Below are 16,640 nucleotides of genomic sequence, written 5' to 3' on the forward strand. Positions count from 1 at the left end.
AAGTAAAAGTTATGATGACAGAAAAATTGCAACAGGCAATAAACGAACAAATTACGGCAGAGATGTGGTCTGCTAATTTGTATCTTTCCATGTCTTTCTATTTGCAGAAAGAGGGTTTTGACGGTTTTGCACATTGGATGAAAAAGCAATCGGGAGAGGAGACCGAACATGCTTGCATGATGGCAGATTATATGATCAAGCGCGGAGGAGTTCCGAAAGTAGACAAAATCGACGTGGTACCTCAAGGTTGGGGCAGCCCGCTGGAGGTGTTTGAACACGTCTATAAGCATGAATGTCACGTTTCCGAGTTGATTGATAATTTGGTCCGGGTCGCTTCCGCCGAGAAAGACAATGCAACCCAGGATTTCTTGTGGGGATTTGTTCGTGAACAGGTGGAAGAAGAGGCAACGGCTCAATCCATTGTCGATAAGATAAAGAAAGCCGGAGAGGCAGGATTATTCTTTATGGACGCAAAATTGGGAGAGCGATAACTGTCCGCGATTCGAGATATATGGAAAACACACGAGCTTCTTCAATGAAGGGCTCGTGTGTTTTATTCGTACGGATGATACATGTAACGATAAAGAATGAGTATTTACTATATATGTCGTGTTAATTTTATAAATTTAGTATATGTGAATGTGAGAATTTAAATGATTTTTTATAACCTACACATGCCTTTTGTTTGCACTGAAGTTCTCGATTGACATGAAAAGTTGTGGATTAATAGCTCGGATACAGGTCAAACTGCTACATCGATCCGGTTTGGGAAAATTCTTTTTTATCCTTATCTCGGCCTGTATTCTTTTTCACGTCGGGTTTATCTTGAGCATACTTAATCCTGCGAGAGAATCGGGAGAACTCCGCATGGCTTCCCTTTTTCCTTGCTCGATCGATGAGAAAAATTCAAAATGATATAAGCTACTTTGTGCTTGTGATAAAAACAAAACCATAAATAAGCAGAATGAGCTTAAATAAAAGATCTCTTTTTTGGTAATTATAAGTTATTTTCTTTTTATCCATTTTATTACATCGGCAACGATAAATTGTTTCGGCCCTCCCTTGTCGTTGAGGGTGACGCTTGTTTTGCCCGAGCCTAAAGTGAAAGTTCCGAGACTAAACCATTCGTTAAATGAATATGGTTTCGAAAGGTCTAAAATAACCTCATGCGTTTCTTTTTTATATTCAATGAGGTAATGTTGCTTTGCTCCATTGCCATAACTATATAAATTGTTTTGTAGGTTTTCAACTCTTGGTAAATAAACGAAAATTTCATATTCACCCGGTTCTGTTATGGTAGTTTCCCAACGGGCTTTGTAGTTTCCTTTTCCTCCTATTTTATAAAAAACGCTTTTTACTACATCTCCATAATAAATAAAAGAGTAAAGTTTTGTCCATTTGTTTGCATTATATGCTCGATCATTGTATCGCGTGGATTTATTTTGAAAAAGACTGTTTATTCTTTCATGAGTTGGCTCTATAAGGGAGAATCCTTCGTCTTCATTGTCTACCGTTAACTCTTTATTGGAGATAATGGATTTATTATGCTCACAATCGAAGATGCCATTTGTTGTGTCCTTTGTAGAAAATGGAATAGGTGGAAGTTGAAGTTGGTTCGGAATATTATGGGAGATTCCGGTATATAGGATAATTTGGTACCTGTTATCGTTTGTCATTTTTATTAACTTGCAAGAGTGGGCTGGTATCAAATGATAACGGATAGATGGAGATGAGGGCCCCCAGTATCTGATATCTTCGAAACTAATACGTATAATGGCATTAATATCGGTAGGATTGTATAATTTTATATGAGCGGCATACCTATTGAGCCTGTCTCCTTCTATCTTGCCTCTTTGGGTTTCCTGAACGATAATTGTAGGTAACCCTTTTTCTCTATACCAGGAACGGATAAAAGAGTGAATATCTGTGTTAAATCTTTCCTTAAACGTATTAATAATTTTTTCAAAAGAAATTATTTGGTAAGGATTGGAGAGAAATTCCCGGAATAGGTTAATCACGGAATCTCTCCTGCAACAAGAGGAAAGGTAATGAAGAAGGTCTCGTTTCTTGTAATGAATAATCTCTAAAAGTATATTTTCAGAGAGTTTCTTGTCCTGTAAAGCTTCTTCCAAGCTATGTTTATCTAAGTAATTAAGCGCAAAAATAGTTTCCGGAGATGGAGAAATTCCTCCCGTAAAAAAAGAAAAATGAGCTTCTTCCTCCAAAATGTTTTTTATCATGATGTCCATGATCGGGAATTCTTCAGACTGAATAAAACAAGTATCTCGGAAAAGAACGGGACAAATATTGTATTTATTCTTTTCCCAGGAGTTCGTGTGTTTTTTTTCATCTTCATGGAAAATCTTTTCTCTATTAATTTGAAAAATTAAGTAATTTCTTAAATGATCTTGAATTCTCTGATCTGACATAGAGGGATCGCCTTTTTTTTCATGTACATTTTTTAGTCCTTTAAAATTCACGTTAAAAGTGGCTCCTCTTTCCGGCCAAAAGAAAATTTCCGGTTGGGCAAAATCACTACTTTTTTTCCATGGTCTGAAGAAAGATGTTATAGACAAGGGGGTTTCTACTAACATAAGTTTGAAAGGAGGATTATCCGGCAGATTGTTAAAATGTAATATATCCCGATACTCTTCGATTATTGAATTTGTTGTAACAATTTTTAGGTCATTGCTAAAGAAAGGTTGTTTTTCAAAATGATAAAATTCTGCATTAAATTTCCCCATGTTAATGTTTTTCTTTCTGAATTTTCCGGCACAAAGGGAAATCCCGGTAAGTGGCTCCTCGTTATGGAAAGAGACCTGTTTTTTATTTTTTTCTTCTTTCCCCTGTGAGAGGAAAATTAGTTCTCCGGGGTTTTCGACGGTCAATTTAAAGCGGGTAAAGTCTTTCCCGGAGCAAAAAGGGGCCATCGGGTTAACGGGAGGGACGGCCGACGGGTACCACATGACCTCTGGCGTGAGGAAAATAAAATCCTTCTCGACTATGGCCGTTCTTTTTCCGAGAACAAAGGGAAGGAAAGGGTTATCCTTGGGTTTGTAAAACAGCTTGTCGGGGATATCGAGGTAAGCGACGCTCTCGTCGATTTCCCCCGAGTAACGGAGTTTTAGTTTTATCTCTTGTCCTGTCTCCAGGGGATGAAAGATGAGGGTGACCTGTCCTTCTTGTTTGAATGGCAGTTCTTTTCCGTTCTCTTTCAATGAGTTTATTTTCAGGCCGGGGTTTAGAAAAAGCACGAGGGTATCGACTTTTCCCGGGTTCGGGTTTTTCAGGTAGAGTTCGCTGGTCGCGTTCACGATAGAGCCTTCCCTGGAAAAATGGATTTGGTGTTCTGGAATTTGTAAGCTGGGAATATTCCCGTGGCGCGCGAATATCTCCACGTGATTCTGTCTTTTTTGACTCTCTTTCACGAAATGGATTCGGTAAGAGGCGAGTAGGGTAATCCCGACCAGGGTCGCTATGCCCCCGGCCAAACGGATTCGTCCGGGGGCTTTTACCCGGTTTGGAATCCGGTTGAAACGTGCTGTTGCTAAGCTAATTAGTCCTGTCCCGAGCAGGAGGAAAGCTCCCTGGTGCATGAGGTAATACCCGGTGTTAACATGCCCGGTGATGTTCGAGAAGATATTCGGTATGGAGATAGCCAATACGTCGGTCGTCCCGTTCCAGTAATCGTGGAAAACCCCGGAGGTAAACAGGTAGAGTATCCCCGCTATTAACACGGTAATTCCTTTATGTCGAGTAAGAAAGGATAGCAACAGGGTAAACCCTGTGTAAAAGAGGGTAGACGGAATTGTCAGGGTACTGAAATAGAAAAGGTATATCCCTATATTGAACGGGGAACCCGTGAGTAGTATATGCACGAGACTGGTAATCCCGATGGAAGCGAAGTCGAGGATAAACAGAACCTTTATAACGCCCAGGACCTTTCCCGTCATCCACTCGCTATTACTGGCCTGGTGCACCTCGAGGTTTTCGGCTGTCCATCTCTTGTAAAACCCGCTTACCCTAAAGATAATGAATAGGTTTTGAATAAGGTTGAGAAGCGTTGTGCTGATCCAGGGGATATAGGAGGGCATGGCAATCTTTTGCCAGGAAACGGGATGGAAATTTCCCTGGTAAATCATGACGATATAAGTGATACCGCCTATAACCAATCCCGCGAGGATTTTAAACAAAATACCTCGTCCCTGTATTTTTGCCTCGTGGGTCAGAATCGTGTTAACGTTATGAAGGTTCATGTTTGAATTAAACTTGTGAGAATAAAAATTCTTGTTTTTTAATGACTCCTGCTATTGGGGTGGAATTCAGATAAAATGATGATGAAGATGGCCATGGCCTAAAATCTTCCGGTGTTAACACAATATCACTCAATATAATGGATTCTCCTAACGTGCTAACGTTTATCGTTAGATCCCCTTTATAAGTGTTATAGCCAAGTGCAATAACTTCTATCTGATAATATCCTGCAGGAAGATCTAATAGGTATCTTCCGTTTTTATCTGTTATTGTTTCGATATTTCCGGCTCTGACAGTAGCACCGACTATTGGAAGTCGTCCATATTTATCTACGACATCTCCACATACATGTGCATATTCTGCAGCGAATGTATTTCCTCCTATTACAAATAGAAAAAAAAGAAAAAATAATTTTTGTTTTAAGATTTTCATGGTTGATAGTCTTAAAAGTTATTATTATAAGGATAAATATTATTGCAATATTGTATTTTTTTCGTGGAAAAACAAAATATACTAAACTTTTTTAATTCTAAAAATGTCGTATACTTTATTTAATTTTGAATTCACCAAGAGCGTAACGAAATATAAGCACATCGATGATGAAGGGATTTGTTTTGTGCGTCAAAAAACGGAGCGAACGAATAAGTCAATAAAGGAAATTGGTATGCCGATCGTTTCCGAAATGGAGACTATGATTAAAAGGTGGGGAAATGAACCGTTGTCTGATAATTTGATCTTCTCATATCTTGAAGAAGTTGATGATCCGATCAAACATAAGCATTTGACTAAAGATCTTACCAGGCGGATTAATAAGCGTATGAAAAGGATTTGTGGTATGAACTAGGATATGCTTTTGCTATAGAGAAGGATGTAATTATGGTTTGTGATGAAAGTCGTTCGATTTTTCCTTTTGATATTAGGCATAAAAATATAATTACGTATAAAACAGAATCTGCTAGTGATTTTGAATTATTGAAAACTAAGATTACTGATAAGATAAATGCTTATTTGTCGACTCAAAAAACTACCCAAAAAATTTTGGATAACCCGATAAAAGAAACAGAAGGTTTACAATCTTATGAATTGGCTTTATTAGCTTTTATTATTGGAAGGCAAATGACAGATGATGAGTCTATTGCAGTGTATGATATCTGTAATCGAATGACTAAAGCTGGTTATAATGATATTGCCGTAAGTATTGGGTTACGGCAATTAAAACGTAAAAACTATATACAAACTCAACTTGGGAGTGATTATAATGGAAATGAGTATCCAGTATGTCGTTTGACACAGGAAGGGGTAAATTTTGTTTTAAAGAATACTGAATTATTTGATTTAAGAGAACCTCAGAAAGCTGAAAATTTTATTGATTTGAATGCTGATGATTTACCTTTTTGATAAATAGTTATTTACAGATTTCTATGAGTTAAATAGAGATTTATTTTATGTTAAATTTTTTTATATCTCATATATTCGGATATTGTCTTGCTGGTAAGACAAAAATAGCCTACATTTGTCCTGTCAACAAGACAAACATAGCGAATGGACAAAAATATTTTAAAATCAGTCATTACAGATAATCAGGTAGAGGTACCGAAATATCAGGTTATACCTCGAAGTTTCACTTTTGAGGAGTTTGGTAATTATGTTTTTGTGGGTATTCGGAGGGCAGGAAAATCTTTCTTGCTTTATCAACGAATGCAACAATTATTAGCGCAAGGGATTCATTGGGATGAGATGCTTTACGTTAATTTTGAAGATGAGCGTCTTGTCGGAATGTCTTTGGAAGATTTGAATTTGCTTTTGGAAGTACATTTGGAAATGTATGGAAAGAAGCCCATCCTTTTTTTGGATGAAATTCAAAATATTGCAGGTTGGGGGAAATTCGCCCGTCGTCTGGCTGACACCAAACACCGGGTTTATATTACCGGAAGTAACGCTAAAATGTTGAGTCAGGACATACAAACTACTTTAGGCGGACGTTATATTCCGATTAATGTTTACCCGTATAGTTTTAAGGAGTTCTTGAATGTAAATCATATCAGGGTTGATGATAATTCTTTGTTCGCAACTGAAACGAGAGCAGAGATATTGAGAAAATTCAAGGATTATTTTTATTATGGTGGATTTCCTGAAGGAGCAGAATTTTCAGCCAAGCGTGATTATCTGACCAGTGTTTATCAAAAAATTTATTTGGGAGATATTGCAGCCCGCCATTCGGTTGGTAATATTTTTGCATTGCGTGTATTGTTTAAAAAGTTGGCTGAAAGTGTAAAACAACCCATGTCATTTACTCGGGTTGCTAATATCGTCTCCTCAACAGGGGTAAAAGTCGGTAAAACAACTATTATCAATTATATTGAATACGCGAAAGATGCCTGGTTGATTTTTTCCATCCAAAATATAGCGGGAAAGCTTGTTGATAAGGAAACTAATCCTAAGTATTATTTCACAGATAACGGGATTTTGAATCTTTTTTTACTTGACGGGGAAACTTCATTGCTGGAAAATCTCGTTGCCATCAATTTATTACGTAAATATGGCCGAAATGATGCAGTGTTTTTTTATAATCAGGCAGTTGAAGTTGATTTTTATATTCCGGATGAAGCGATAGCCATTCAGGTTTGCTATAATCTTGATAATAGTGATGGTACTTTTGACAGGGAAATAAGTGCTTTATTGAAGCTATCGAATGTATTGGAATGTAAAAAATTAATGGTGATCACGCGTGATTCCGAACAAGTACTGGAGATAGACCATAAAGTCATCGAGATTATTCCGGTTTGGAAGTGGCTCTTGAATTTATGAAATGGTATATTACTCATTATATATTTTTAAAGCAGGTGGAGAGGTCAGGAATTTGTTTTGATTTTTGTAAAAATAATCGATCCAAATATTTTCTGTAAGTTTGTTTAAGCTTGTCTTGTATAGATGATATTCCGGGGCACTGGGCGAAATATTTTGTTTAAGAATGGAATCAACTTGCTGATTGACTTCCCGAACTAAGTTACTGTATTCATTTAGCCAGAGTGATAATGAATCTTGTGTTGTAATGGCGTCATACCAATCGTATAATTTTTGACAACGAAGTTCTGTTATATGCTGAGCCTGTTGGACGATTTTGTTATAAATATTGGTTGATTGGGAATATCGATTGACGTTTTGTTTTAATCCCCAGTGATATCCGAGTAGCAAAACACCCGTAGTTAGAATTGTAATTAAAAGAACGGATAAATAGGGTAAATATTTATTCTTCGAATGGAGCAAATGAATGATTTCCTCTGTGCTTGTGTAACGTTGGGTTGGAAGTTCAGAGGTACAACGTCTTATTATCTTGTGTACGTGTGGAAGTTTTACATGAGTCGTTTGTATGATTTCTTCTAAGATTACCCCGATAGAATATATATCCGCTTTATTGTCTATGGCAGTTTGAGGAACTTGCTGTTCCGGGGAGGCATATTTTAAGGTACCTGCGGGATGTTTTAAAATGGAATAGGAATCTGTATCCGATAAGCCGAAATCAATTAATTTGACATTGGAACCATTGCGTGTGATAAGGATATTTTCCGGTTTTAAATCACGGTGTATGATTTGTAAAGAATGGATATAGCTTAAGGCTTGACAGAATTCGTCCAGTATTTTTAGAATGACATGGCTGTTATAGTTTTTAGAATTCAGATATTCACGTAAATGGATTCCGTCGATATATTCCATGATAATACTTGATCCGATACCGGGGATTTCTTCGAATCCGATCGTTTGTACGATATGGGGATGAGATAACGGATAGGAGATCTGAAATTCCTTTTGTAATAATTCTTGATAAAGGGGATTGTCTTTATATATAGATTTTAACGTTTTCAGTATATGGTATTTCCCTAATTTTTGAGCTTTGTATAGGCAACAATAGCCGTTGTCGGATTCATACCATAGCGTGATGTTGGTAAAATATGAGGTAGTCTCCGGTTTTATATCGGTAATGATACCTGAATTAGAATTTAGTAAGGTCATGTTGTTATTATTCCAGGAGTTGAATTGATGTTAAGCCGGTTTGATAACCTATGGCGTAATTTGCCGGTTCGGAAAAAGAAGTAGCTGTAATTCTACGGCATAAATTTGTTAGGATCAAAGGTTGGTGTAAATGAAAATGTTCGACTTGAAAAGTGTCTCCTTTATTGATTCGTGTGTTAAAAGATTCGATGACAGAGTATGTTGAATTTCCTTGATATTCTATCGTACATTGGCGATCCGGGTTCCATCCTATTTTCAATCTTTTTGAATCGGAAATGGAAGAAACGAAGGTAACCACAACAGAAAAATACGAGGATATGGATGAGGTTTTACGAGAAGAACCAAATGTTGTAATTCAATCGGAAAGCGATAAACCGATAAAATTGATAGCTTTAATGGCTAAGGATAATGAAAAATTGATTCCGTTATTTTTTCCTTGTTATCTTATCGCAATAGGTTTTATTGTTTTAACCGGGATTAATTTGATCGATCCCGCTTTACTGGAAAGTGCAAATTGGAAACAAAACACGATTTGGAGTGCTTTGCTCTTTTTCGGCTTATTGCCCCCGCGTATGCGTTCAACTAAAGGCGTGTGGTTAGTGATGGGGTATGTGTTGGCTTTTTTCCTTTTTGGAGGGGGAAATGTTTTTGGAACGGTACAGTTGATTTTGTCCATATTTAAAATCTTTTTACCCGTATTTATTCTCTTTCAGATGATCAGACTTTGGGGAGAGGTAAAACAATACGGGAAGTGGGTGTTGTTGCTGCCGGTCATATCATTGGTATTCACGTTATTAATTTTTTCGATAGAGGATCGAAATATATTTCAAAGTACCTGGAATTCATTGACCAACTGGTCTTGGGATATGTATCGGAGTGACGACGGTTTCCATGTTTATTTGGGGAGTATCGGAATATTGACGGGAGTTTCTGAATTTTTGATCGTTAGGAAATATATTGTTGATTAATAATAGCATTGCTTATGTTTTTGAGAATAGGAATTATAGGTATACTTGGATTTCTGGCGGTTGTTTTTCTTAATATGCTGTTGGAGGTGATCATTTCAGTCATGATGTATGGGATTGGTATATTTATCTTGGTGGCTTTAGTGGCAATCGTCTTTCTTCCCGAGGAGAAATGGACTTATTATCAAAAATATTTTCAAATGAAAATAGAGCAATTTAGGTTAAAACTAAGAATGAAGTCAATGGAATAATTATGGAATTTCTTAAAAAAGTAGTATATATCCTGAATTTATGTTTATATGTTTTTTTTGCCTTGTTTTTTATATTCACGAAACAATGGTTGTTTGGAGGAATTATTCTTGTAAGTTCCGGTGTGTTTGTTATTGGGTACAAATTGAGTGAATCCATGATGGTTTCCCGGCGGGATCGTTATCGCAATAGCGAGTGGGGGCTTTTTCTGAAAAAAATAGTGTGGGCTAATAATGGTGCATTGATGACATTTGCTCTTCTTGTGATTGTTGTTGTATGGTTAGGTAATGAGCAGATTGCAGGTCTTTTTATAGGAGAATAGTTCATGTGGATGTGTTGGAATTAAAGAGAATAAATAACTAATTATTGTTAATTATGAGAAAATTATTATTTCTATTCACGATGTTGGCCCTTTTTGTGGCTTGTAGTGATGATGATGACAAAGACAACGAGTTACCAATTAAAGGACTTGAAATTCCCAAGTTCGAGAATCCTGTAAAACCCGGAGAATCTATTACAATTAAGGGAGAGGGTTTTACCAAAGCAAGTGAAATCTGGTTTAGACGAATCATTTCTAAAGTAGCAGGAGACGAGGATGTTAAAGCTGTTGTTACCGAGGTTAATTCGACCGGTATTACTTTTACTGCTCCGGAGGTTTATGGTAATCAATCCGTACTTCTTAAAGAAAACGGTAAAGAATACGAACTTGGGAAAATGACCTTTGAGGAACAACCGGAAGAAAGTGGAGATGTTGAAATTTTACCGAAAAAAATCGTCAAAATAATCGAATCTTGGGAAGATGAGGATGCACTTAATGGAATAGGAAAAAATATCTATGAATTTTCTTATGATGACAAAGGACGAATTGCATCTTTAAAGGTGACCGAAGATGGAGAAGAAGAACCTTGGAGGTCAATATATACCTATTCATTTAATCAGTTGGTTATTGAAGAAATCGGAGGTGATAACCAGACTGAAACATATACTTTAGAAAACGGGAAAGCAACGCATTACAAGAAAACATATCCTGCTCCTTTGAGTGAATTCGATGAATTTGACTTCAAGTATGAGGGGGATTATTTAAGTCAAATGAAAGGTGTCAGTGAAAGTGAATATCCAATTACTGAAAATTTTGTTTTTACTGGAGGTAAGCTGATTCAGCATAAATGGATAGATGATGAATTGAATAATGCAACACTTAATTTTACATACGGTCAACAACTTAATAATTTGAATCTGGACTTGTTCGGAATAATGGTTCTATCGGATGGGGTATATATTGAAGACCTTTTTCTTCATGGGATAACAGGAAAACGTTCTATGTATTTGCCGAAAACAATAACGGTTAGTGGGATAGATGATGACGAGGGTGAATACAAATATCCGGTTTCTTTCGAATATGAAGTTAAAGATAATTACATAACCAAAATCATTATAGAGGAAGATGGGGAGAAATGTGAGTATGAAATTTACTATGAAGATTAACTAAAGAAAAACCGGTTGAATTCAACCGGTTTTATGTTGTAAAAATGATTGGGTGTAATCTGATGTGTAGATGCCACAAGCGGCTCTAAAAAAGCCGCTTTTTTCGTTTCATATTTCATAAATGTTTCATAATTACAAAAAGAAAAAAGAGCTAATTAGTTGATTTTTAACTAATTGGCTCTTTGAAAAAGTGGTCCCACTTGGGCTTGAACCAAGGACCCCCTGATTATGAGTCAGGTGCTCTAACCAGCTGAGCTATAGGACCTACACTTGCGTGTGTTAACTCTGGCTTCTTGTTAACGGCTGCAAATATAGGGATAATTTTTGGGTTTTTGCAAGGGGAAACCGAAAAAAATATTACTTTCGCTCGGGTGTACGTGGGAGATAGGATAGAAATACATTGATATGGAGTCAAAATGGAGGGTGAATCGGGTGGGTGAAAGTTATAATCGAGCCGGAGAGGTGTTTAATAATACATGATTTATGAAAGTATGTCTATTAGTTATCGGTAAAACGGATACGGCTTATTTGAAAGCGGGGATTGAGGAGTACGAGAGGCGTTTGAAGTTTTATATTCCTTACGAGATGAAGGTGATTCCGGATATAAAAAATGCGAGGAATTTAACGGAGAATCAACAGAAGGAGAAGGAGGGTGAGCTCATCTTGGGGCAGTTGGAGACCTCGGATATCGTTGTTTTATTGGACGAAAAAGGGCATGAGTACACTTCAAAAGGGTTTTCCGAATTTTTGGCACAAAAGATGCTGGTTGGTACAAAGCGTTTGGTTTTTGTTATCGGGGGGCCTTATGGATTTTCGGAACAGGTATACAAGGAGGCTTACGCGAAGATTTCGCTATCCAGAATGACCTATTCTCATCAGATGGTGAGAATGATCTTTGTGGAGCAGTTATATAGGGCTATGACGATACAAAGGGGTGAACCTTATCATCATGAATAATAAAATACCGAATGGCATGGTTAAAGGAGAATGAAATGAAGAAATTTTGGATCGTTATATTATTGATGTTTGTGTGCCTTTTTGCGGCTTTGTCTTGGGAATACATCATCAGGACACAAACCGAAGAGGAACAGTTGGCTATTTTTGAAAAGCGGTTGCATCGGGAAGAACGTCATGTCGACGAACAGTTGAGAAAAATTGTTATCTCAAAGGACATCAGTAATATAGAATGGAAGGATGAGAATGTTATTTTAGTCGCCTTTGAACGTGGAGAATTAAGGTATTGGAGTAGCGAGCAGGTCGGAGAAACAGATCTGTATAACAAGTTGAAAGAAGCCGGCAATCTGGTTAAGATCAATAATATTTATTATGATATAAGACGGCACTCGGTGGGGGATATCGATTTTTTCGCTTTGATTTTTTTAAAAGATGATTATCCCTATACGAACAATTATATCAAGAATAATTTTAATTCCGTTTTTGGCGTCAACGTGGAAGATGCTGAAAGCGTGATCCTTCATATCCCTCAGGTACAGAACGAACCTACCGTGTATAATCGGGAGGGGGAGAGATTGTTTCAAGTAGAACGTCACGTCGCTTATGAAAATTTCCTGCCCAATTATTTTGTATTGATTCTCTACCTTGTTTTTTTGTATTTATTGTTTTATGCTTACGAAGTGGTGTTGGATCGAGTCCGGTTTTTTCGTGTTCAATTGATTGCGGTTTTCAGTTTCTTCGTGTGTCTGGTTGTACTTCGGGTATTGATGGTGCAGTATCAGATTCCTTACACCTTGTACCATTTTGCCATTTTTCAGGCAGATAATTCCGAGTGGAATCTGGTTTTGCCGGTAGGGGACCTGTTTTTAACGATGTTTTGTCTGACCCATTTTCTGTATATAACGCTCAATAAATTGCGGATAAAGTATCAGGAGCCCCGGTTAATACGATACAGGTATCTTTTTTTGTTGGGATTTGTTTTCTCTGCTTTTTTGTATACGAATTTTTTGCACTTCTCTATTAACTCTTTGATCGAGAATACGCAGGTCAGTTTGAATATCGCTCGTTTTTTAAATATCGATTTTTCTTCGGTGGTGGCTTTTATCACCCTGATTCTTGGAGGAATGGGATTATTTGTATTGATCAACGGGTCAGTGCGTTATTTTTACAATATTTTTTCTTTGAGAGAGGTTACTATCGGAGTGGTTTGCGTATTGGCGTTCTGTGCGGCTTTGTGTTATTTTTTTGATTTTTCTCTTACTCCTTTAGAGTGTCTGTTCACGTTATCTTTATACATACTGTTTATTTTAAACGTGTACCTTGTAAAACCTGACGCTCAAAAGAGTATTTTTATGATAGCGTTAGTCGTTGTTTCTGTATATGTTATCTTTTTATCTAAAAGTAGTGAGGTACACCGGGAGATAACGATCAGGGCAAGGTGTGCGACGGAAATTATTGGAGAACGGGATTCGCAGTTCGAAAAAAAATTGATGGAGATAGATCAGGTGATCAAAAATTCGAGAGAGTTGGATTCCTTGGTCGGTCTTCGGGATGAAGAGGGGATTACCCGTAAAATCTTGAATGAGTTGACCGATCTTTCCGGTTTCTATTTCGATTGCCGGGTATTTTTATGTACCGACAAGGATAGTTTGTTGGTGGAACCCGGTTTTACGTTAGAAGACTGTAGCTCCTATTTCCGTACATTGATCGATAGTACGGGAGTACGAATACAGAATACCTCCTTTTATAATATCGATGACTTCGATGGAGTGATCTCGTATGTAGGACTTTTTGATTTTAATACCCCTGCGGGGCCGGATAAATTGTACCTGCGATTCGATTCAAAAGATGAGGGGGAGGCCATCGGGTATTCACAGGTACTGTCAAAAGAGGCGTCGGAGGATAGGAAAGTTGTTTATCCTTATTCGTATGCAAAATATAAAGATGGGGTTTTGTTGACTTCCCATGGAGAGTTCAATTATTATAAACGGCTGGAACAATTCGGGGAGACTGATTTCGAACACGTGGAGATTCTGACAAAAGACCACTATTCGCATATGATTATTCCGGTCGGTAAAAGCGGGGTTTTCGTGATCAGTTTAGGAGACGATGTTTTTGCCCTTTACTACCTGAATGTGCTTTACGCTATTTTCGTGTGCGTATTGTTCTCTTCGTATGGTTTGTTTTTCCGTTTCGAGGAACAAGAATGGATAAATTTCAGGCGGGAGACCTTGAAGAGACGGATTAAGAACAATATCATTTCATTGATAAGCGCCCTCTTCATTATTATGACGGTGATGAGTATCGTTGTGAACACCGATAGTGTGGAAAGAAAACAGAGTATGAAGGTAGTTCAGATATCCAAATACATCAGTAAAGAATTGGAAAAATATGATTGTATCGATGTACAGGTGTGTCCTCAGATTCAAGATATTTTATACAAGATTGCCAGTATGTTGTGGGTGGATATTAATATATACGATCAGACGGGGACGTTGGTGGCAACTTCTCAACCCGTTATCTTTGAAAAGGGATTCAGGGGAACCTTGCTGAACCCTATCGCTTACCGGAAATTAGTGAAAGAAAAGGCGACGAGTTTCGTTCAAGAGGAGAAGATTGGAGAGCTGGATTATATGGCGGCCTATGTTCCGATGATGTTGGAGAATGGTGAAGCTTACGTGTTGAACATTCCTTATTTCACCAAGAGTGACGAGTTGAACGTGGATATCATGTTATTCGTGATCATTGCCATAAATATTGCCATGATCGTGATGGTATTGGCGTTCATTTTTTCGGGAATTGTTGCAGAGCGGGTAACCAAACCTTTACAAATGGTAAATGAAAAGTTGCGTCTGATGCGGGTAGGAGGGAAGAATGAGAAGATTGTTTATAACCAGCGGGATGAAGTCGGAATGTTGGTGAGGGAATATAACGGGATGGTGGATAAACTGGAAGATAGTGTAAAAAAATTGGCCAAATCGGAACGGGAGACGGCTTGGCGTGAGATGGCTCGCCAGATAGCTCATGAGATTAAAAATCCGTTGACTCCGATGAAATTGAATATTCAGTTTTTACAGCGAACTTTGCAGGGAGGTAATGTGGAAGAGGTAAGGCAACGTTTTAAAGATATATCTTCTATTTTAGTGGAACAGATCGATCATATGGCATCCATCGCTTCTGCTTTTTCTGATTTCGCTAAAATGCCGGTAGCTAACAGCGAGTGGTTTAATTTAAGCGAACTGGTTCAAGGATGTACCACTTTGTTCGAAAATAATGTGGATCGGATGATTTGCGATATAGAGCCTGATATTTTAGTATATGGAGATAAGGATCAGGTTAACCGGGTGATTGTAAATCTGTTAAAAAATGCGACACAAAGTATTCCGGAAGGCCGGGAGGGATTGATCACGGTTACTTTGACTCATGAAGAGCAGGGGGGCGTGTTGGCGGTGAGGGATAATGGCGCGGGAATACCTGAAGGTATACGGAATCACATATCAGAACCGAATTTTACCACGAAATCCGGAGGTATGGGGTTGGGATTAGCCATGTCTTATAAGATCATAGAGAGCATGGGAGGAACCATTACTTTCGAGAGTGAAGAGGGGGTGGGAACCGTGTTCCGGGTCAGCCTGAAAAGTGAGAAGATATAAATTTTATTTAAACATTCGTTCTACTTGTTTTACTACCCTGTCGGGAGTAATGTCGACCATGCATTTTTGCCAAACCGATTGTTTGCATCTGCCATGTCCGTCTTTTGTGCAAGGGCGGCAGGGAAGGGGAACTTCCATTACGTTGATCTCTTTTCCCGTCGGGAATCCGAAAGCCGTGGGTCCCATCAGGGCGATACCCGGTGTATGAAAAAGATCTGCGGCGTGCAAGAATCCGGTATCTCCACTGATAACCAGATTGGATTGCTTAACTAAGTAACAAGATTCCAACAAGGAGGTTTTTCCTGCCATGTTGTTAACTCGTTCCGGTGCGATTGCCCGAATGGTTTCGCAGAAAGAATCTGTCGGTCCGGCAAGAATAAGGAAGTTGTGTTCCGGAAGAAGTTGTATGATTTGTTGCCAGTAGCCGATGGGCCAGCGTTTCATCTCCCAGTTGGCCGATGGAACGAGGGTGACGGTTTGCTTGTTGATCAAGGAAGAGAAGCGTTTTTCGAAATCGGCCGGGAAATACCAGTCGGAATAGTTTGAGTCGAAACGGGTAATCCCCCATCGGGCCAAGGGCTTCCGGTAAGAGATAATTCCTTTGAAAGGCTTGTCGAATGTATTGATCCCTAACTTGAATAATAAAAATCGTTTCCAGCGTTCTTTTTTTCTTAGCACGTAATTGGGTTTCCGGCGTAGTAATTTCCGGCCGGGGGGCAATAAAATCATCTTCAATAAATTTGACCGGATATTACTGTGTGCATCGTAGAGGTAGTCGAATTGTTCGGCTTTGAGTTGTCGGGCAATCTTTAAAAGCCCTTTTAAGCCGCTTTTCTTATCGAATTCCCAAACCTTATCGATTCTTTTGTCCATATGAAGAAAAGAGGCCATGTCTTTTCGCGCAATCCAATGTATTTCTGAATCAGGGAAATGATTTTTAATGCCATGGACGATATCCATACATTGAATGATGTCTCCGATGGAGCTGAATCTAATGATAAGAAATTTAGTCATGCCCGATAATTTTATGACAAAAGTAATAAAAATGTGATTTATTTAGGGTAAAAAG

13 protein-coding genes and 1 tRNA gene are annotated in these 16,640 nt (G+C 38.1%); 9 read left to right on the plus strand and 5 right to left on the minus strand.

Features of this window, described 5'->3' with window-relative positions:
- Positions 1 to 11: 11 nt before the first annotated feature.
- Positions 12 to 491 (plus strand): ferritin, encoded by a 480-nt coding sequence (locus DMB45_RS06510; RefSeq protein ID WP_041502848.1) that lies wholly within the window; start codon positions 12 to 14, stop codon positions 489 to 491.
- A 513-nt stretch (positions 492 to 1,004) separates the two neighbouring features.
- Here DMB45_RS06510 and DMB45_RS06520 read toward each other — a convergent pair.
- Both DMB45_RS06520 and DMB45_RS06525 read right to left on the minus strand, forming a co-directional pair.
- Positions 1,005 to 4,256, minus strand: a complete 3,252-nt coding sequence (locus DMB45_RS06520) for a golvesin C-terminal-like domain-containing protein (RefSeq protein WP_041502850.1) — start codon at positions 4,254 to 4,256, stop codon at positions 1,005 to 1,007.
- Positions 4,257 to 4,263: 7 nt separating this feature from the next.
- Positions 4,264 to 4,686 (minus strand): carboxypeptidase-like regulatory domain-containing protein, encoded by a 423-nt coding sequence (locus DMB45_RS06525; protein WP_041502851.1) that lies wholly within the window; start codon positions 4,684 to 4,686, stop codon positions 4,264 to 4,266.
- A 396-nt stretch (positions 4,687 to 5,082) separates the two neighbouring features.
- On the opposite strand from DMB45_RS06525, the gene DMB45_RS06535 reads away from it, so the two are divergent.
- Both DMB45_RS06535 and DMB45_RS06540 read left to right on the plus strand, forming a co-directional pair.
- Positions 5,083 to 5,652, plus strand: a complete 570-nt coding sequence (locus tag DMB45_RS06535; RefSeq protein ID WP_052634470.1) for a hypothetical protein — start codon at positions 5,083 to 5,085, stop codon at positions 5,650 to 5,652.
- Positions 5,653 to 5,796: 144 nt separating this feature from the next.
- Positions 5,797 to 7,062, plus strand: coding sequence for an ATP-binding protein (locus tag DMB45_RS06540; RefSeq protein WP_041504646.1), 1,266 nt, complete (start codon positions 5,797 to 5,799; stop codon positions 7,060 to 7,062).
- A 9-nt stretch (positions 7,063 to 7,071) separates the two neighbouring features.
- Here DMB45_RS06540 and DMB45_RS06545 read toward each other — a convergent pair whose 3' ends face one another.
- The gene (locus DMB45_RS06545) at positions 7,072 to 8,265 is read right to left on the minus strand and encodes a serine/threonine-protein kinase (RefSeq protein ID WP_041504647.1); all 1,194 of its coding nucleotides are present in this window, start codon (positions 8,263 to 8,265) and stop codon (positions 7,072 to 7,074) included.
- A 275-nt stretch (positions 8,266 to 8,540) separates the two neighbouring features.
- On the opposite strand from DMB45_RS06545, the gene DMB45_RS06550 reads away from it, so the two are divergent.
- From DMB45_RS06550 to DMB45_RS06565, 4 genes are read left to right on the plus strand one after another with little or no spacing between them, the layout of a single operon-like run.
- A complete protein-coding gene (locus tag DMB45_RS06550) occupies positions 8,541 to 9,233 on the plus strand; it encodes a hypothetical protein (protein WP_041502855.1) in 693 nt (230 codons plus the stop codon).
- A gap of 14 nt (positions 9,234 to 9,247) precedes the next feature.
- Positions 9,248 to 9,481: a hypothetical protein gene (locus tag DMB45_RS06555; RefSeq protein ID WP_041502856.1), complete on the plus strand. Its 234-nt coding sequence runs from the start codon at positions 9,248 to 9,250 to the stop codon at positions 9,479 to 9,481.
- Between the two features lie 2 nt (positions 9,482 to 9,483).
- Positions 9,484 to 9,801 (plus strand): hypothetical protein, encoded by a 318-nt coding sequence (locus DMB45_RS06560; RefSeq protein ID WP_041502857.1) that lies wholly within the window; start codon positions 9,484 to 9,486, stop codon positions 9,799 to 9,801.
- 53 nt (positions 9,802 to 9,854) lie between these two features.
- Complete coding sequence (locus tag DMB45_RS06565) at positions 9,855 to 10,964, plus strand: DUF4595 domain-containing protein (protein WP_041502858.1); 1,110 nt, start codon at positions 9,855 to 9,857, stop codon at positions 10,962 to 10,964.
- 191 nt (positions 10,965 to 11,155) lie between these two features.
- On the opposite strand, the gene DMB45_RS06570 is transcribed toward DMB45_RS06565, so the two are convergent.
- Positions 11,156 to 11,229: transfer RNA gene (locus DMB45_RS06570), tRNA-Ile, on the minus strand.
- 218 nt (positions 11,230 to 11,447) lie between these two features.
- Between DMB45_RS06570 and rlmH the strand changes: the two genes are divergently transcribed.
- Both rlmH and DMB45_RS06580 read left to right on the plus strand, forming a co-directional pair.
- Positions 11,448 to 11,921, plus strand: coding sequence for a 23S rRNA (pseudouridine(1915)-N(3))-methyltransferase RlmH (gene rlmH / locus DMB45_RS06575; protein ID WP_041502859.1), 474 nt, complete (start codon positions 11,448 to 11,450; stop codon positions 11,919 to 11,921).
- A gap of 35 nt (positions 11,922 to 11,956) precedes the next feature.
- On the plus strand, positions 11,957 to 15,571 hold the full coding sequence (locus tag DMB45_RS06580) for a sensor histidine kinase (protein ID WP_237143283.1): 3,615 nt from the start codon (positions 11,957 to 11,959) through the stop codon (positions 15,569 to 15,571).
- A 3-nt stretch (positions 15,572 to 15,574) separates the two neighbouring features.
- Here DMB45_RS06580 and DMB45_RS06585 read toward each other — a convergent pair whose 3' ends face one another.
- Positions 15,575 to 16,585, minus strand: coding sequence for a glycosyltransferase family 9 protein (locus tag DMB45_RS06585; RefSeq protein WP_041502860.1), 1,011 nt, complete (start codon positions 16,583 to 16,585; stop codon positions 15,575 to 15,577).
- Positions 16,586 to 16,640: the final 55 nt, after the last annotated feature.

The organism is Sanguibacteroides justesenii (assembly GCF_003204205.1).
Classification (GTDB): Bacteria; Bacteroidota; Bacteroidia; order Bacteroidales; family Marinifilaceae; genus Gabonibacter; species Gabonibacter massiliensis.